Here is an 18,738-nt window from a genome sequence, read left to right as displayed (position 1 = left end):
TCGTGCATAGTAATCTCTTGGAATTTTTTCTTCTTGCTTATCTTCCCTTTCTTGTTCTTGCTCATTGCCAGAAAGTTCAGTCTCTGAAACAGACTCTACATGCTCTGCAGGAAGAGTTATATTTTCTCCTTCCTCAGAAGGCTGGCTCTTTTCTGTATCAGTTAGGGTTGAGCTCCCCCCGAAAGTTGAGTTTCATTTGCCAGAGGTTGCTCACTCGCCCCTTCTTGAGCTAAAACAGGAGACGTTCCAAACACCACTGCTCCCACAATCATAGAAACCGCTCCTACCGATAGTTTCCTAATGCTATAACGACACTTACGTTCTTGAACATTCCGATTCATACTGTTCCTCTCTATATCTATATCCCGATTTCTGAAATAAGACATTTACTCCAGAAAATGCACTTAGTTTGTCTTTTCTTAACTTTCTTTTACTACAGTTCATTTAAATGACAAAAATGAACTAAACAAACTATCTCAAATTGGTGCCAAATTTCCCCTCTCCTTTCTCCGATCAGACTCCTACCAATCTAGTTTATCTACCGACACCGCTGCAATTAAACTAAAATATCTCTTTATAAGCAAATTATTGGACATCAGCTTATGCTATTTACACCATACTTCCTGCTCAATCCTTATCGAACACTTTTTCAAATAGCTTTTCATAAGCATAAATACTTGTAGAAATAATGGGAAATATAATCAAGCTCACAATCAGAATCTTATCCAGCTTAAAGGGGACAATCCCAAATAAGTGAAGAAATAAATCAATCAGAAAACTGTCGAAAAAAACTGTCAAAAGTAGTTCAATTTGTCTTTTTCTCTGCTTTTTTGTCTTGAATACCTTAAATATCATATTATTCCCCTTTTCTAAGCTTCAATCCCTTCTCTCTATCTGTCATTTCGCATAGCTGCTACTATTTTTACAGCAATCTATCTTTAAATATACATAAAGATAAGATTCTATCACTTTTTATAAGTGTTAGCAAATTTATTATACCTCATTTCTAAAACGCTTTCAATACAGTGTAGTATAATAGATTTTAGTTTCAAGAAACTCTTTTGTATAATAATATCCTTGAAAGTAGTTTCAGATGAACATTTATAGTCCATAAAAAGAAAACAGAGACTCATCTGTTTTTTACACTCAATGAAAATCAAAGAGCAAACTAAGAAGCTAGCCGCATGATGCTCAAAACACCGTTTTGAGGTTGTAGATGAAACTGACGAAGTCAGCTCAAAACACCGTTTTGAGGTTGTAGATGAAACTGACGAAGTCAGCTCAAAACACCGTTTTGAGGTTGTAGATGAAACTGACGAAGTCAGCTCAAAACACCGTTTTGAGGTTGTAGATGAAACTGACGAAGTCAGTAACCATACCTACGGCAAGGCGAAGCTGACGTGGTTTGAAGAGATTTTTGGAAAGTATTAACACCTACAGACAAGCCTGACGATAGCAAGAACTACCCTACTCGATAGGTATCGGCTTTTGCTTTCTGAAAAAAATTATTTTAAGCAATTTGACAAAGCTAGCAACAAAAAATTCTATAAATATTTCCATGATAAAACGCATAGTATCAAGTCTTCTTAATCCCCTGATACTATGCGTGTTTGTGATTTTTAAGATTTTGTGCCTAGAGTCGACTCCTTATTTTAGATATTTGAAAGGAATCTCACTCCCACAGAGCCAGTTATAAACATGGTCATTGACAAAAACATTCATGGCTTCGTGGGCATACTCAGGCATGATGCGATAAGCCTTATCGCAGATCAAACGATTGTAAATCGCAAACTGGGTAATGGGATAGCAAACATCGTCGTCCAAGCCCGTAATCATCTTAACCTCACCTTGGATACGATGGGCAAGATTTTTGACATCGATATAGGCAAGGGTCGCCATGATTTCCTCCTCTGTTTCATGAAAAGGATCGTGGAACTTGAAATAACGGAAAAGTTCATCATAAGCCTCACTAGTATTGCCAATCTCAATCACCCGTCTGAAGTCTGACAAGAAGGGATAGATGGAAACTGTTTTCTGAATTCGAGGATTGAGCGCTGCTGCAACCAAAGCTAGAGCACCACCTTGAGAGGCACCATAGCTAGAAAGACGCTTCTCATCTACCTCAGGCAGATTAGCAATAATTTCAACCAACTGGTAAATATCCAGATAAACATCCTTATAAAAGAGGTGATCCCGACCCTCCACAGCACCACGGATAATATGTCCCTTAACCGTATTTCCTAGAGGAGAACGCAAACCGTCTTGTGAATAGCCCGACTGGCCTCGAACATCCATGGAAACAACACCGTAACCAGCTACGGTGAAGCCCAGCATGTCGGCCCAATCCCAGCCACGTCCCATATAACCATGAAAATGGAAGATTAGCGGAACCTTCTCCTCACTCTTTGGAAGAACGACGCGTGCATAGACCTTGCCTTCATTGCTTCCTTCAAAGGTTAGTTCATAGCACTTGACTTGAGGAATGTGGAAATCTCTTTCCTCCAAGTGGTAGGCTGGAAGCGTGGAAACTTTTTTCACTTCCTCATCCCAGAAAGCATCAAAATCTTCCGGAACCTCGTCCCTGCCTTTATAAGTCTTCATTTCTTCTAACAAAGCTGGATTTTTCATAGCATGCTCCTTTTATTTTGTAATCGCTACCACAACTGTAGCACATCTAAGAAAGCAATGCAAGAAAGAAGGATAAATAGAAAGTGAATTTAGCTTTTCCTCCTTCAAGCCTATTGACTGAAAGTAGTTTTAGAAACGAAAAAAGAGCATTTCGCTCTTCTTCCTTTATTCAATCTTAGTTTTTTGCTTCTTTCTTTTGGAAAGTAGTTTGGTAATTTACTTTAATCGTTACTGTCATATGAGAGTCCTCGTTTCTTTTTGATGACTCTAGTATAAGGGTCAAACCTGAAAGCTAGCTTAAGTTTTCCTTAGAGAAAGCTTAATCCAGATGTTCTTTCTTTTCCAAATGAAGGGCAATCATGCGCCACTCTGGATCCTCTTGCCAGCCTTCAATAGAACTAATGTAGCTAGCAACCTTTCTGGCTTCTTCTAAAATCGGAAAATCTTCGATAATATCAGCTACTTGAAACTCTGGGAGTCCTGACTGTCTGGTTCCAAAAATTTCACCTGAACCACGCATTTTCAAATCTTCTTCGGCCAGGACAAATCCATTGGTCGTTTCTGTCATGATGCGCATGCGGTCGTTCCCAGAATCAGTCTTGGGATTGGCAACGAGAACAGCATAGGACTGCTTGTCCCCCCGACCGACACGACCTCTAAGCTGGTGAAGCTGACTGAGACCGAAACGGTCGGCATCCATGATAATCATGACCGTAGCATTAGGAACGTTGACCCCAACCTCGATAACCGTCGTCGAAACCAGAATATCCGTCTTTCTCTCTTTGAAATCCTGCATGATCTGGTCTTTTTCGTCACTCTTCATCTTACCATGTAGAAGAGCCACTTCTGCCTTACCTGCAAAATGAGCCGTCAGCTCTTCTGATAAGGCAATGGCATTTTTCAAATCTAGAGCTTCTGATTCTTCAATCAAAGGAGAGATGACATAGGCTTGAGAACCTTTTTGGATTTCCCCCTCTAACCAAGTCAAAACCTGAGCTAGTTGCTCATGTTTGATCCAGCGCGTCACAATAGGCTTCCGACCTGCTGGCATCTGGTCGATAATGGAAACATCCATATCTCCAAAGGCTGTGATGGCAAGCGTCCGTGGAATGGGAGTCGCCGTCATCATGAGGACATCTGGATTGTCGCCTTTTTCCCGTAAAATACGCCTTTGCCCCACACCAAAACGGTGTTGCTCATCGATGATAATCAAACCAAGACGAGCATACTCCACCCCATCCTGAATCAGAGCGTGGGTTCCGATAATCAAATCAGCCTCACCCTTAGCAATAGTCTCCGAGACTTCTCTCTTTTCTGCAGCTTTTAAGGAACCTGTCAAGAGAGCCAGTTTTAGGTCTGGAAAGAGACTCTGTAGACTCTCAAAATGTTGCTCTGCAAGGATTTCTGTTGGCACCATGAGGGCTGCTTGATAGCCAGCTGTCACCGCCGCAAACATGGCCAAGCCAGCGACCACCGTTTTTCCGCTCCCCACATCCCCTTGTAGGAGACGATTCATGTGGTGGTCGGACTTCATATCGGTTAAAATTTCCAGCAAACTTTTTTCTTGAGCTGGGGTCAAGGAAAAAGGTAGATTTTCTTTAACTACTGTCACTTTTTCCTGAGACCAATTCAGAACCAGACCACTTCCCTGAACTCTATTTTCAGACTTGAGCGTCTGCAATTGCATTTGAAAATAAAAGAGTTCCTCAAATTTGATACGGCGAAGAGCCTGCTTGTATTCTGCCAAATCCTTGGGGAAATGCATGGCACGAACAGCCTGACAACGGGACATGAGTTTGTATTTGTCTAGTAAAGACTGGGGCAGATTTTCTTCTATCAAGAGGTCCAGTCCCTGATCAAAGGCTGTCTTGATAACTTTGACCAGACTGGCCTGACTGATTCCCTGAGCCAAGCGATAGACAGGTTGGAGATCATCTTCCACCTGAGCCAGGACCTTCATCCCAGTCAGACTAGCCTTGGCACGGTCCCATTTTCCAAAGACAGCAAGAGTTGCTCCCAACTCTATCTTATCAGCCAGATAGGGCTGGTTAAAGAAGTTCACCGCAAAAACGACTTCTCCCTGCTTGAGGCTAAAGCGCAGACGATTGCGCTTGAAACCATAATACTGGACACTGGCAGGAGTCACTACTTGTCCAGACAGAACTGCCTTTTCTCCGTCTTCCAGCTCCAGCACTTGCTTGGTTTTGAAATCTTCATATCTGAAAGGAAAGTAAAGCAAGAGGTCTTGCAAGTTTTCAATTCCTAGTTTGGCGTATTTTTCTGCTGACTTTGGTCCCACACCAGGTAAGACATGCAAGGGTTGATGTAGATTCATGCTCCACTCCTTTCTTTTCTAATCATATTCTCTCGGAATGCGGTCGCTGAGAAGACAAACCACCTCATAGTTAATAGTCCCACGGTAGGACGCTACCTGAGTTGCAGTGATTTCCTTATCCCCATTGGAGCCAATCAAGGTTACCTTGGTTCCGAGTGGGTAAGGCTTAGGCAATCGAATAGTGATTTGGTCCATCGAAACCCTGCCGACAATTGGGCAAGCTTGGCCATCTACCAAGACAGAGAAATTTTCCATGTCTCTTGTCCATCCATCTGCATAGCCGATTGGCACGGTCGCGATGACCTGCTCGCTATCTGCCTGATAGGTCGCCCCGTAGCCCATGCAAGCTCCAGCTGAAACTGTCTTGACATGAACCAGAGCAGACTCCAAGGTCAAGGCTGGAATCAAGTCATAGGGTAAATCCAAGACCTCTCCGCTAGGATTAAGACCATACATGGCATCTCCCATACGGATCGCATTAAAAATAGTCTCTGCATGCCAAAGGGTCGTTGCCGAATTACTGGCATGAACCAGCTCTGGAAGACCTTTCATACTTGATAGAATGGTTTTAAACCGTTCTAACTGGGCATTAAAATAGTCATCTGATTCCTCATCAGCAGTCGCAAAGTGGGTAAAGATTCCTTCAACACGAACACCGTGTTGTTGGAGCAAGTCTTGAGCCTGATCAGCCTCACTAGCCTCTCTAAAACCAATCCGTCCCATCCCTGAGTCAATCTTGAGGTGAACTGTCAATCCAGTTAGGTCCGCTTCCTTATCTAAGAGTGCTTGAATCCACTCCAGTCCAGCCACTGTCAAGGTGATGTCATATTCTTTAGCTAGAGCAACAACTTCTAGCTCAGAAACTCCTAAAATGAGGATTGGCTTGCTGAGTCCAGCTTGTCTGAGTTCAATAGCTTCATCAATATTGGAAACGCAGAAGCCATCGACATCATCTTGAATCGCATTGGCAACAGCTACTGCCCCATGCCCATAGGCATTGGCTTTGACCACTGCCCACTTGAGTGTCCCCTCAGGGATATGAGCCCCCATTTGCTGAATATTGTGTCGAATAGCTCCCAGATGAATCAGAGCCTTGGTTGGTCTATGCGGACTAGCTTGCATGATTTTCCTCCAAAATGACACTGGCTGTCACAAACTGATCGGTATGGCTGATAGATAGCCAAATTTTTCCTGAAAATGGTGACTGACTAAAATAAGGCGCCCCGCGTTCATTGTTTAAGACTTCTAAATCCTGAAAACCGAGCTTGCCAATTCCCGTTCCCATGGCCTTGGAAAAGGCTTCTTTAGCCGACCAGCGACCAGCCAAATATTCGATTTGCCTGCGCCCTTTAAGACTGTTAAACCGTTCCATTTCCTTGGCTGTCAGCACGCGCTTGGCAAAGCCTTCATGTCGTGCAGCCGCTCTTTCTATCGAAGCCAATTCTTCGATGTCAATTCCGTGTCCAACTATCATTCTCATCAAAAGGAGTTGAGATTCCCCAACTCCATCCTTTTCACTTATTCTGCCAAGGTAGCATAGATTTCTTCTACCAAAGCCTCTGTATTTTCCCAACCTAGGCAAGGATCTGTAATAGAGCAGCCAAAGACCTCTGGTTGGTTTTGACGACCATCTGCTAGGTAAGATTCAATCATAAATCCTCGAACTGTCTTTTTAATTTTCTCATTCCAATCACGATTTTGCAAGGTCTGGCGAACAATTCGAATCTGCTCCATATACTGCTTGCCTGAGTTATCATGGTTGGTATCAATGAGGATAAAGGGATTTTCAAGTCCCATGGTTTCATAGCGTTCAATGGCTTGGAGTAGGTTTTCATAGTAGTAATTCGGCATATAATTGCCATACTCATTAACTGCTCCACGGAGGATGACATGGGACAAAGGATTACCTGAAGTCTCAACTTCCTGCCCATGATAAAGGAAGGTTTGCTTATTTTGAGCAGCATAGATGGCGTTAAACATAACACCCAAATTTCCTGAGGTTGGATTTTTCATCCCTACTGGTGCATCAATCCCAGAAGCCACAAAGCGGTGCTCTTGGTCTTCCACAGAACGAGCGCCAACAGCATGGTAGCTGACCAAGTCATCCACCAAGATTAGATTTGACGGATAAAGCATCTCATCTGCCGTCGTCAAACCAGTCTCTGTAATCACTCGGTAGTGCAACTGGCGCACAGCCTGCAAACCGTTAATCAGGCTTGGAGCCTTAGAAGTGTCTGGCTGGTGAACCAACCCTTTATAGCCGTCTCCGTTGGTACGAGGCTTAGCAGTATAAACGCGCATAACCATGAAAATCTTGTCCGCTACCTTCTTTTGCAAGGCTGACAAGCGGCGGGCATATTCCAAGACAGCTTCTTCATTATCAGAAGAGCAAGGACCAATTACCAAAAGGAGACGGTCATCTTCCCCTGAAATAATGTCTGCCAATTCCCTGTCACGGCTTTCCTTGAGTCTCAAGGCTTCCGCAGACAATTGGGTTTCAGCCTTAATGACTTCCATATCGATTTCTTGACCTTTTTCAATAAATGCCATCTTATTCTCCTAACGTTTTGTAAATTTCTCTGACAAGAGCTTCTGTGTTATCCCAACCCAAGCAAGGGTCTGTGATAGACTTACCAAATACTTCTGGCTCATTTTGTCGACCATCTTCCAGATAAGACTCAATCATAAAACCACGAACGAACTGCTTAATTTTTTCATTCCAAGCACGGTTAATCAAGGTCTGGCGGACAATTCGGATCTGTTCCATATACTGCTTACCAGAATTGTCATGATTGGTATCAATGATGATAAAAGGATTTTCCAAGCCCATTTTCTCATACTGGGCAATGGTCTCAATTAAATTGTCATAATAGTAGTTGGGAATATTGTTACCATACTCATTAAGAGCACCACGAAGAATAGCGTGTGAAAGCGGGTTCCCAGTTGTTTCTACTTCTTTTCCTAAGAAAAGGAAACTTTGTTTGTTTTGAGCAGCATAAATCCCATTAAACATGACATTGAGATTTCCAGAGGTTGGATTTTTAAAACCAGTAGAAAATCCTGCCCCACTTGCCACAAAGCGGTGTTGCTGGTCTTCAACTGAACGGGCACCAACTGCCATGTAAGAAATCAAATCATCTACAAGCGGAAGGTTTTCAGGATAAAGCATTTCATCAGCAGTTGTCATCCCTGTTTCTGTGATGACACGATAGTGAAGATGGCGAACGGCTTTGATTCCATTGATAAGACTAGGCGCTTCTGTCGCGTTAGGCTGGTGAATCAAGCCCTTATAGCCATCTCCGTTGGTACGGGGTTTGGCAGTATAAACACGCATAACCATAAAGATACGATCTGCCACTTCTTCTTGTAGGACTGCCAAACGCTTAGCGTATTCAAGGACAGCTTCTTCGTTGTCAGATGAGCACGGACCGATTACCAAGAGAATCCGCTGGTCTTCTCCACGCATGATGGCTTCTAGCTCTTGATCGCGCTGTGATTTTCTCTCCAAAGCTTGGCCTTCTAATTTTGATAAGGCACGAACTTCTTCGATATTTATTTTAGGACTTTTTGCTGTAAATACCATAAGTCATCTCCTTATAAAGCAAACGGATACCAAGTAAAAATTTACTTTTCACAAGATATCCGCCTCTAAACTATCTCATTTTATTGTCTTTTACCGTGACAATTTTTAAACTTCTTACCAGAACCACATGGGCAAAGTTGATTGCGTCCAATCTGGCTCAAATCCAAATCTTCTGGCATACTTGCTTGGTGAGCAGCGATATTGCGAGTCGCTGTTGTACTGATATGGCGTTCTGCCTGTGGTCTTTCTTGTTCATGAATTTGTGCTTTCATCATCAAGCGTGTCACATCAAACTCAATCGAACCAATCATATCATTAAACATACGGAAACCTTCTGCCTGATACTCAACAACAGGGTTGTTCTGAGCATAACCACGAAGTCCAACCGCGTTACGCAATTGATCAAGGGCATCGATATGATCTGTCCACTTGTTATCCACCACTCGTAGAATCAAAACTTTTTGGAATTCTTTAACTGCTTCTTCATCGCGTAGTTTTGAAACCTGACTATCATAAACCTTCAAGGCACGTTGGAAAAGCTCTTCCTTGATGGCCTTATCAGACAAGCCTGACAAATCTTCCATCGTAATAGAATCTTCTGGAAGCAAGTTGTACTTAGCAAAGTTCAAAATTGCTTCAAGTTTTTCATCTTGTTTGGCACGCGCATGACCATCGACGACACGTTCAATCGTGCGTTTGTGCATAGCCTGAATTTCAGGTGCCAAGTCACGGTCTGCAGTGATGACATCGTAACGTTGAGCATAGATAATCTCACGTTGTTCACGCATGACATCGTCGTATTGAAGGACTTGTTTACGGGTATCGTAGTTATTTCCTTCGACACGTTTCTGAGCTGCCTCAACCTGACGCGTCAACATACGAGACTCAATGGCCTCTTCAGACATATTCAAGCGTTCAAATATGCCTTTCAAGCGTTCAGAACCAAAACGTTTCATCAAATCATCTTCAAGAGAGAGGTAGAATTGTGACTCACCTGGATCTCCTTGACGACCTGAACGTCCACGAAGCTGGTTATCGATACGACGACTTTCATGACGTTCTGTACCAATCACACAAAGTCCTCCAAGTTCACGAACACCTTCACCAAGCTTGATGTCGGTACCACGACCCGCCATGTTGGTTGCGATGGTAACGGCACCACGTTGACCAGCATTCATGATGATTTGGGCTTCTCTATAGTGATTTTTGGCATTCAAGACTTCGTGAGGAACACCAGCTGCGACCAATTTCTTAGAAATGTAGTCACTAGTTTCAACCGCTACTGTACCAACCAAGACAGGCTGACCCTTTTGGTAACGAGCCTTAACGTCTTCGACAACCGCTTTAAACTTAGATTCGATACTTGCATAAAGAAGGTCTGAGTGGTCAATCCGTTGAACAGGACGGTTTGTTGGGATTGGAATAACACGAATGTTGTAGATTTCACGGAATTCTTCTTCCTCAGTCTTACCTGTCCCCGTCATACCAGACAATTTCTTGTACATACGGAAAAGGTTTTGATACGTGATTGAGGCAGATGTCTTGGTTTCATCCTGGATTGGCACACCTTCTTTGGCTTCAATAGCTTGGTGCAAGCCATCAGAATAACGACGACCTTCCATGGTACGACCTGTAAATTGGTCGACAATCAAGATTTCTTGCTCTTCGCTCACCACATAGTCAATATCGAGAAGCATGATGTAGTTGGCACGAAGGGCATTATCGATAAAGTGAGTAAGAGCTACGTTTTCGATGTCATAGAGATTTTCAAGCTTGAAGTAGCTTTCAGCCTTGTCAATCCCTGAATCAGACAAACCAATAGTCTTAGACTGCACATCGATGATGTAGTCGTCTTTGTCCAAAGATTTTACATAGTGGTCTGCCATATGGTAGAGCTGACTGGTTTCAACTGCATTAGCACCTGATACGATCAAAGGTGTACGGGCCTCGTCAATCAAGATAGAGTCAACCTCATCGACCAAGGCATAGTTAAGCGGACGTTGTACCATGTTTTCAGCACGAACGACCATGTTATCACGTAGGTAGTCAAATCCGATTTCTGAGTTGGTTGAGTAGGTAATGTCACACTCATAGGCTTCTTTTTCTCCATTGGAGATTTGGCAGCCAAGTTAATCCCTACTGACAAACCAAGCCATGAGTACAATTCACCCATCTCAGTCGCGTCACGTTCTGATAGGTATTCGTTAACCGTAACTACGTGAACCCCTTTGCCTGAAAGGGCATTGAGGTATCCTAAGCATAGTCGCAGTCAAGGTTTTCCCTTCCCCTGTACGCATCTCTGGCACGTCACCATGGTGAAGAACGATTCCCCCATGACCTGAACCTTATATGGGAAGAGACCTAGGACACGTTTGGCACCCTCACGGACAACCGCAAATGCTTCATAAAGCAATGAATCCAGCGATTCTCCATTTTGATAACGTTCTTTAAATTCAACTGTTTTTGCTTTTAGTTGGTCATCAGTCAAAGCAGCCATTTGGTCTTCGTATTTGAAAACCTTGTCAGCCATCTTTTCCAGACGACGGATTTCTCCTTTATCATTTTCGATAATTGTTTTTAAAATATTAGCCATGTTTTTCCTTACTTTAAATTCCGAATATTTTAGAATGTTCTTTTAATTTTAGCACAATTACTGATTATTTTCAAGGAAGAATCCCCATTTTGAAAAGGAAAAAGAGGCTAGTTTTCAAGCTAACCTCTCTGACTTTTATGATACTTTAATTACCAAAAATCGGCAAAATAGCAAATAGGATAAATAGGTTAATCCAAAGAGAAAGACAGCAGATCAATCCAAAAACAAAAAGACTGACTTTCTTGGACAGCAAGGCCATCAAAATGGACAGAATGCCAAAAACTAGCAAGACTTTCTGTATGCTGAAGAGGTCAATCTTCCCCCCAGAATCGGACTGCCCCAAGGAAGAAAGAAGAAAGCAATCCATATTAACAGAACTAAACCAATATAGACCTTGGAATAGCGTGTAATAAATGATTTTAGATGTACCATAAGCTACCTCCTAAGCTTGTATATCTTTTGAATACTGTATATGCCCATTTTCGACAACTAATACATCTGTACAAAGGTCTGAAATATCTTCCGATATGTGTGATGTCAGGATAACCAGACCATTTTCTTTTTTCAGGTAAGATAAAATGACCTGTTTGGTTAACCTCACACTCTTCTCATCCAAAGCATTCATAGGTTCATCGAGAAAGAGTATAGATGGTTCGGCAATAAAGGCTTGGATCAAAGCCATTTTTTGTTTCGTTCCTAAGGATAAATGACGGTACTCAACGTCTTCAAATTCCTGTAAATCATAGTATTGAATCCAATAGGCAATTCTTTTTTCCGTAACTTTAGATGAAAAATACCTTAACAGTTCCAAATTTTCTCTCAGGGATAAATGAGATAGAAACTCAACTTTTTCAATTAAAACCCCTGCATCCTGAATATAATGATTTTTTACCCCGTAAACTTTGCCATCTTGAAGAACTTTTCCTTTATCAAGCTTAATATAACCAGCAAGTATCTTTAAAAGAACTGTCTTACCAGATCCATTATCACCTTTAAGTCCATAAATTTTTCCTGATTGAAACACCAAATTCAACTGATTTAAAATAGGTCTTTTCCCATAAATTTTCTGTCCATTTATAATTTCAAGTCTCATCGTTTATCCTTTCTTAAATTTCTCTTCCAAACGACTAACAATCAAGATAACCAATAAACTTAGGAGTCCTAAATATACTATTACAATATGATCCATCATCCATTCTTGTCCCACAAATGCTAAAAAATAGAGAAAAAAGGAAAAACCAGCGCCCGCACTAATCAGTGCTATCAGATAAGACAGTAGCAAGTACAACATCATTAACTGAGCAAGTAAAAAGAAAGGTGCGACTGTTTTGAAATGAATTCCTAGAGGAAGTAAACCAAGAAACCAGACAAATAAATCTTGAATAAAAAATTTAGAGAGATGACAACCAATCGTTTCCTTGTATAATCGAAAAAGGAGCTTGATTGATAGCGAATCAAGTGATGGTAATGGTCTGCCAAATCACTTTCAAGCAAAATGACAGAGAGCCATCCAACCATGAAAATCGAAAGGTTTAACAAGAATTTGGGGATTTCTAAATTCGCTTCAGAATAGTCATTATAGGAAAAGATTGAAATCAATTCCCTCTTGAAAAAGAGAAAAACATCCTGCTTTTGAACCGCTATTGACAATAGATAGTTAATCAAAATCATCATCAGAACTATACGAAGTAGTAAAACGATCTTTCTCTTTAGCCAAATATTGTTAAAGTTCTTAAACATTATCTTCATATTTTTTAAGTACCATATAGGGGACAATATAAAGGATATAAGGAGTAAAGAGTCTCATCAAACTTACATCCCCATAGCTAGCTTGCATCAAACTCGTCATAGGAACCATATAGTAAGGCAAGGCACTATAGAGTAACATAGAACCAAGCCAAAGAAACATCAAATAGGCGATTGCCGAACGAGTCACATTCCTTAAATAATCAACTATTTTTAAAAAATAGACCGTATTGATGAAGATACCGATTAGAAGGACACAAGTAAAGAACAAATAGCTTGTTATCTCTCCATCCAAGAACCTTTGTAAACTACTCCCATTAGAAAATAGAGAATTCCATTCAAGAGGAGAAAAAGTCCCAAAGAAATAAGTTAAAATTGCAATTATCAGCACAGTCACTAAATATATCACACAAGGGATACTTGCAACTTGCAAAGTCAACTTTCTTTTTACCCCTTGATAACTCACTTCTCTTCCAATACTCAATCGTAAAACTTTATTTTTCAGCTCAATATATTGAAAACCTAGCAAAACAATGATGATTGGAATAATAAATGATTGATAAAAACCTAGATTGAACTGGAGAATACGAAAATCTAATGCTGATTTTAATAAGTCATTTTTAATTGCTTGTCCATCGAATTTAGCTAGATCGGGCGCATGAATATCAAAAAAGAAATAAGTCATCAAAACATCACGATAAACCAAAGCAAGAAAAAGCAAAGTAAGCAAGACATAAACAAATTTATGCCTTGCCAAAGTTAAGAGAGGAATCTTCATAAGCCACCTCCTATTAAAAAACCGATATAAATCAATGCCTTCCACCCTTAGACTTCCCTAGTTCCTGTCTCAAGCGAAACATTTCTTTGAAACAGGAATAAGTTAACCAATTCATACCAATAGCTAGCAGAATAAAAAGAAACCAAATGCCCCATAACTTGATATCTGTCACATTTCTCAAGACGGTATTGAAAAACAGAACTGAAACAACTGTCCAAGCAAGGCTAAAAAGAGAATAGAAGGGGATGTAAAACCAGTAAAAATAATAAAAAATTGGAAAAAACTTACTATTTCTGTTGGCCTTTTCAATCCAGTTATCAAAATAAAAGTACGGTGCTAAAAGTAAGAATTTAAACAAATGTTCCATCACCGACATCCCCCTTCTTTTGATAGCGTTTTCTATTATTTTATTATATCAAAAAAATGGAACTGTCATTCCAGATTCTACTTTTTTATTTGCGTTTTCTTGCGATGAGATGAATTGGTTCCCTCAAAAACAAAGGCCTTGCGGATTTGATTTTCCAAGAAACGCAGGTAAGAAAAGTGCATGAGTTCTTCTTCATTGACAAAGATGACAAAGGTTGGTGGTTTGGTTGCCACTTGAGTCGCATAGAAAATCTTGAGACGTTTTCCTTTGTCTGTCGGTGTTGGATTGATGGCAATGGCATCCATGATGACATCGTTCAAGACAGCTGATGGAATACGTGTATTTTGACTTTCGCTGATTTGCTTAATCATCTCAGGAAGTTTGTGGAGACGTTGCTTGGTTAAAGCTGATACAAAGATAATCGGTGCGTAAGGCAGGTATTGGAACTGCTCACGGATATCTTCTTCCCAGTTTTTCATAGTGTGGTTATCTTTTTCAAGCGTATCCCACTTGTTGACCACGATAATCATCCCTTTACCAGCTTCATGGGCAAATCCTGCGATACGCTTGTCGTACTCACGAATGCCTTCTTCCGCATTGATGACCATCAAGACCACATCTGAACGGTCAATCGCACGCATGGCACGCATAACAGAGTATTTCTCAGTATTTTCATAAACCTTACCAGACTTACGCATACCAGCCGTATCAATCATGGTAAACTCTTGACCATCTGTATCTGTAAAGTGGGTATCAATGGCATCACGAGTTGTTCCAGCAACAGGACTAGCAATAACACGGTCTTCTCCCAAGATAGCATTGATCAAGCTTGATTTTCCAACGTTAGGACGACCAATCAAGCTAAACTTAATGACATCTGGATTTTCTTCCTCATATTCATTTGGAAGATTTTCTACGATCGCATCTAGCACATCCCCTGTACCGATACCATGGACAGATGAGATAGGCAGTGGTTCACCCAAACCGAGGGCATAGAAATCATAGATATCATTTCGCATCTCAGGGTTGTCCACCTTGTTAACTGCGAGGATAACTGGTTTGTGGGTCTTATAAAGCTTACGGGCTACGTATTCGTCTGCATCGGTAATTCCTTCCTTACCAGAACGACAAAGACGATAACATCGGCTTCTTCCATGGCAATTTCTGCCTGGTGCTTGATTTGTTCCATGAAAGGAGCATCGACATCATCGATTCCTCCTGTATCAATCATGCTAAAGGAACGATTGAGCCACTCACCCGTTGCATAGATACGGTCACGTGTCACTCCTTCGACATCCTCTACAATGGAGATTCGCTCACCAGCGATCCGATTAAATAGGGTTGATTTCCCAACATTGGGACGTCCTACAATGGCAATAGTTGGTAGGGCCATAATTTCTCACTTTCTACAATAATTTCTTCTGTTCAAGATTTTTTCTAGTTGAGCTTGGTTCAGCTTGACCAAACTGTTCTGCTAGGCGCTGACTCCAGCTTGTGGTCGCACGCGCCCCAGCATAGTCAGCCTGTACACGGTCATAAGCCTCAATCACATCAACTGTTTGTTCCTGATATTCTTCCTCAAACACCACTTGATTCAATGGCAAGCGAGGTTTAACTTCATGTTCTTGATTTGGCACACCCAGTGCCATCCCAAAAACAGGATAGGTGTAGTCAGGCAGGTTAAAGAGCTCTGCCACTTCTTCTGATTTGTAACGCACCAAGCCAATAATGACACCACCATAGCCCAAGCTTTCAGCTGCCAGCAGGGCATTTTGACCAGCAAGAGCCGCATCGACTGAACTAATCAAGAGACCTTCTACACCTTGGGGTTGGAATGAATCGGTATGAAGCTGGGCTCCCTTTTCTGCTCGGTTCAAGTCTCCGACAAAGAGAAGGAAAACAGCAGACTGGCGAATAGCTTCTTGAGGTACCAATTCATACAGAGCATCTTTCTTTTCTTGACTTCGTACCACAATCACAGAGTAGGATTGGAAATTCTTCCAAGATGATGCCATCTGGGCTGCTGTCAAAATCTCATTTAAGTCTACTTGGGGAATTTCTTGCTCTTTAAACCTGCGCACTGAAGTATGAGCCTTCATCAATTTAATGGTTTCTGTCATCGACGGTTTACTCCTTCTAAACGAGTCTCCTCAGCCAAATAACGGATGCGTTCCATGACCCGTCTGGCTTCCCAGGTTTCGTCATTTCCATGTTTCACTTTCGCAAAATGCTTCTCCAAATCTTCAAAGTTGAAGTTGGATGTGAAAAAGGTCGGTAAATTTTCCTGCATCCTATATTGGAGAATGACCTGCAGGATTTCGTCACGCACCCAAACGGTTGATTGCTCGGCGCCAATATCATCTAAAATCAGGACCTCAGACAGCTTAATCTCATCCACCAAGGTCTTAACATTGCCATCACTGATAGCATTTTTGACATCAATGACAAAGCTAGGATAGTGGAGGAGAGTTGATGAAACACCACGTTTTTCTGATAAATCATGAGCTAAGGCCGCCACCATGAAACTTTTACCCACACCAAAGTCTCCATATAAGTAAAGACCTTTTCGAATAGCTGGATATTGCTCCACGAAGGCTAGTAGCTTTTCAAAAACTGGTAAGCGCCCCAAATCATCCAAGTCAACTTGAGCCAAACTAGCTTTCTTGAGACTGGCTGGTAGATTGATTAGCTTGAGACGGTTCTTAATAGCCGCTTCTTTTTCAGCCGCGATTAGCTCAGGAGTTTCTTCATAAGAAACATCCGCATAGCCATGATTCATAACCAAAATCGGCTTGTAGCCTTTGGCAATATAATCCGTATCACCACGGAGAAACTTGTCGCGCTCGGTGATGTACTGATTAAACTTGGAGATACTGCGATTCAATTCCTCTGGGGTCAAGGATTCTTGCTGGATAAAGGCCGCAACATCAGGGTCCTTCATGATTTTCTGGACCAAATCTTGATAATGAAAACGGCTAGGTTGACGCTTGAGTACGTCTCCGACACTTTCCATCTAATCTCCTCCTTTTTCTAATCGAGCTAATAGTTCTTGTTTCTTACGTTCTAGTTCCAGACGAGTTTCCTCGCTGGTTTCATTTTTATAATCTGGATTGCTCCACTTGGGTACATTGGACTTGGCAGGACTAGGGGTACTGCTTTTTTGAGCCTGATTCTTCTGCCCACGCTCACGGATTCGCAAGACTGCCTCTTCTGCCGAATGAATCTTTTGATAGGCATAATCATTAGCCACCTTCATGGCATATTTCTCATTGATGTTTGCCGAATCCACCTTATTAAAGGTCAATAAGAGAATGATATTGATGATTTCGTCCAGCAAGCCCAAACCAGCCATCTGTTGCAAGAGTTCTCTTTCTGTTTGGGTGATGGTTCCCTTGCGTGTTTGCTTGATTTCTGCCAAGAACTGCAGGGCAGTTTTACTTTTGGCCTCTTTGATAATGGTTGTTTCCTTAGGACTAAAGTCAGAGGAAACAGGTTTTTGAGCGATTTTTTCCCGCATGCGTTTGGTTGAAATGACTTGGGAAACAGCTGTTGACTTAGCCAATTGATAAGTTTCAAACCAAGTCCATTTCTTCTCCTCGGCAATGGCAAAGAGGTTTAAGACATCGGACTGCTCATCCGCAAAGCGAAGCCCATCTCGAGCCATAAGCTGACGAAAATGATCCAAGTCAAAATCGTTGGCCACTTTCTTCTTGAGACTAAGGTCTTCTTGACTTCCCAGTTCTGCTAAGTCTGGAAAGACTTGATTGAGTGAGACAGGTATTTCTTCACCCTCAGCACTTTCATCTTTCAAATCCTCCACAGCGGCATCACCAATCTTCTTCTCCAAAAGTCTGCGATACACAGGATGCTCCAAGAAATCTTGACTTGAAAGAGGAGCATGGAGGGCTAGCTGATAAACATCCCCCTTTTGATAGAGGGTTAAGAGATTAAAAGCCGATAAGATTTTCAAGGATTTTAAAAATCTGTCCATCCCAAAGTTGAGATGGTTGAGAATACTTGAAAAGAGATATTCCTTTCTGCCATTATCCCAAAAACTGATTGTATAAAGATAAAGGCTCAGTGCCTCCTGACCGATAATCGGGAGGTAGCACTGTACCAGAGATGAGGTATCTTGCGACACCCGATTATTCTTTAGATAAGAAAAACGGTCAATTGGCTTCATTTATCTTTCCTTTTTCTTTTTAGAGGACTGGGTGATTTGTTGGAGCAGACTCTCTAACTCACTGACATCCTTAAAACTACGATAGACACTAGCAAAACGTACATAGGTAATCTCGTCCAATTCAGCCAACTCCTCCATGACGAGTGACCCAATGTCCTCACTTTGAATTTCATTTTCATTTCGACCACGGAGTTTCTGTTCGATACGATTGACTACCATGTTGATTTCATCACTTGACACAGGACGTTTCTGGGCTGAGCGGATAATCCCATTAAAGATTTTATCTCTGGAGAATTGTTCCCGTGTGCCATCTTTTTTAACAACCACTAAGGTTCTTTCTTCTACCCGTTCGTAGGTTGTAAAACGGTGTTGGCATTCGTCGCACTCACGTCTTCTACGAATGGTGTTCCCTTCTTCTGCTTGGCGACTATCGATAACACTTGACTTGGTAGCCCCACATTTTTGACAACGCATCCTTTCCCTCCTTATCGTTTTCTTTTCATTATACCATTTTTTAAACGATTC

Annotated in this window: 17 protein-coding genes and 3 pseudogenes; all 20 read right to left on the bottom strand. The window is 41.6% G+C overall.

The annotated features are described in order from the left end of the window. Nucleotides 1-161 precede the first annotated feature (161 nt). Nucleotides 162-341 carry a YSIRK-type signal peptide-containing protein gene (locus tag QMQ21_RS03620; protein ID WP_138701370.1) on the bottom strand — a complete coding sequence of 60 codons (180 nt, stop codon included), beginning with the start codon at nucleotides 339-341 and terminating at the stop codon, nucleotides 162-164. 286 nt (nucleotides 342-627) lie between these two features. After that, nucleotides 628-855 (bottom strand): hypothetical protein, encoded by a 228-nt coding sequence (locus QMQ21_RS03615; RefSeq protein ID WP_054388273.1) that lies wholly within the window; start codon nucleotides 853-855, stop codon nucleotides 628-630. A gap of 792 nt (nucleotides 856-1,647) precedes the next feature. Beyond that, the gene (locus QMQ21_RS03610; RefSeq protein WP_138701048.1) at nucleotides 1,648-2,628 is read right to left on the bottom strand and encodes an acetylxylan esterase; all 981 of its coding nucleotides are present in this window, start codon (nucleotides 2,626-2,628) and stop codon (nucleotides 1,648-1,650) included. A gap of 319 nt (nucleotides 2,629-2,947) precedes the next feature. After that, nucleotides 2,948-4,963: an ATP-dependent DNA helicase RecG gene (gene recG / locus QMQ21_RS03605; protein ID WP_054388005.1), complete on the bottom strand. Its 2,016-nt coding sequence runs from the start codon at nucleotides 4,961-4,963 to the stop codon at nucleotides 2,948-2,950. Nucleotides 4,964-4,981: 18 nt separating this feature from the next. Further along, nucleotides 4,982-6,085, bottom strand: coding sequence for an alanine racemase (alr, locus tag QMQ21_RS03600; protein WP_023935689.1), 1,104 nt, complete (start codon nucleotides 6,083-6,085; stop codon nucleotides 4,982-4,984). Further along, the gene (gene acpS / locus QMQ21_RS03595) at nucleotides 6,075-6,437 is read right to left on the bottom strand and encodes a holo-ACP synthase (protein WP_031233486.1); all 363 of its coding nucleotides are present in this window, start codon (nucleotides 6,435-6,437) and stop codon (nucleotides 6,075-6,077) included. The genes alr and acpS overlap by 11 nt, the downstream gene beginning before the upstream one ends. A gap of 44 nt (nucleotides 6,438-6,481) precedes the next feature. Further along, nucleotides 6,482-7,513 (bottom strand): 3-deoxy-7-phosphoheptulonate synthase, encoded by a 1,032-nt coding sequence (locus tag QMQ21_RS03590; RefSeq protein ID WP_000864063.1) that lies wholly within the window; start codon nucleotides 7,511-7,513, stop codon nucleotides 6,482-6,484. A gap of 1 nt (nucleotide 7,514) precedes the next feature. Then, nucleotides 7,515-8,546 carry a 3-deoxy-7-phosphoheptulonate synthase gene (locus QMQ21_RS03585; RefSeq protein ID WP_000232198.1) on the bottom strand — a complete coding sequence of 344 codons (1,032 nt, stop codon included), beginning with the start codon at nucleotides 8,544-8,546 and terminating at the stop codon, nucleotides 7,515-7,517. 80 nt (nucleotides 8,547-8,626) lie between these two features. After that, nucleotides 8,627-11,139 (bottom strand): annotated as a pseudogene (gene secA / locus QMQ21_RS03580) (preprotein translocase subunit SecA). Between the two features lie 145 nt (nucleotides 11,140-11,284). Then, a pseudogene (locus QMQ21_RS03575) lies at nucleotides 11,285-11,571 on the bottom strand (hypothetical protein). A gap of 10 nt (nucleotides 11,572-11,581) precedes the next feature. Continuing rightward, complete coding sequence (locus QMQ21_RS03570; RefSeq protein ID WP_054388003.1) at nucleotides 11,582-12,232, bottom strand: ABC transporter ATP-binding protein; 651 nt, start codon at nucleotides 12,230-12,232, stop codon at nucleotides 11,582-11,584. Between the two features lie 3 nt (nucleotides 12,233-12,235). Next, nucleotides 12,236-12,879: pseudogene (locus tag QMQ21_RS03565) on the bottom strand (hypothetical protein). Next, nucleotides 12,872-13,663, bottom strand: coding sequence for a hypothetical protein (locus QMQ21_RS03560; protein ID WP_054388001.1), 792 nt, complete (start codon nucleotides 13,661-13,663; stop codon nucleotides 12,872-12,874). The pseudogene QMQ21_RS03565 and the gene QMQ21_RS03560 overlap by 8 nt, the downstream one beginning before the upstream one ends. 31 nt (nucleotides 13,664-13,694) lie before the next feature. After that, on the bottom strand, nucleotides 13,695-14,030 hold the full coding sequence (locus QMQ21_RS03555) for a hypothetical protein (RefSeq protein ID WP_000400493.1): 336 nt from the start codon (nucleotides 14,028-14,030) through the stop codon (nucleotides 13,695-13,697). Between the two features lie 77 nt (nucleotides 14,031-14,107). Further along, nucleotides 14,108-15,139 carry a ribosome biogenesis GTPase Der gene (der, locus tag QMQ21_RS03550; protein ID WP_284524081.1) on the bottom strand — a complete coding sequence of 344 codons (1,032 nt, stop codon included), beginning with the start codon at nucleotides 15,137-15,139 and terminating at the stop codon, nucleotides 14,108-14,110. After that, nucleotides 15,115-15,423, bottom strand: a complete 309-nt coding sequence (locus tag QMQ21_RS03545; RefSeq protein ID WP_284522436.1) for a GTPase — start codon at nucleotides 15,421-15,423, stop codon at nucleotides 15,115-15,117. Before QMQ21_RS03545 ends, der begins: the two co-directional genes overlap by 25 nt. 13 nt (nucleotides 15,424-15,436) lie before the next feature. Then, nucleotides 15,437-16,150, bottom strand: a complete 714-nt coding sequence (locus QMQ21_RS03540; RefSeq protein WP_023935676.1) for an NADPH-dependent oxidoreductase — start codon at nucleotides 16,148-16,150, stop codon at nucleotides 15,437-15,439. Continuing rightward, nucleotides 16,147-17,043 (bottom strand): primosomal protein DnaI, encoded by an 897-nt coding sequence (gene dnaI / locus QMQ21_RS03535; protein ID WP_023935675.1) that lies wholly within the window; start codon nucleotides 17,041-17,043, stop codon nucleotides 16,147-16,149. Before dnaI ends, QMQ21_RS03540 begins: the two co-directional genes overlap by 4 nt. Further along, nucleotides 17,044-18,213 (bottom strand): replication initiation and membrane attachment family protein, encoded by a 1,170-nt coding sequence (locus QMQ21_RS03530; RefSeq protein ID WP_023935674.1) that lies wholly within the window; start codon nucleotides 18,211-18,213, stop codon nucleotides 17,044-17,046. Next, nucleotides 18,214-18,687: a transcriptional regulator NrdR gene (gene nrdR, locus QMQ21_RS03525; protein WP_261813912.1), complete on the bottom strand. Its 474-nt coding sequence runs from the start codon at nucleotides 18,685-18,687 to the stop codon at nucleotides 18,214-18,216. Nucleotides 18,688-18,738: the final 51 nt, after the last annotated feature.

This window comes from Streptococcus bouchesdurhonensis, from assembly GCF_948472335.1.
The sequence above is the reverse complement of the archived record's forward strand: the minus strand, read 5'-3'. Positions and strand labels throughout refer to the sequence as shown.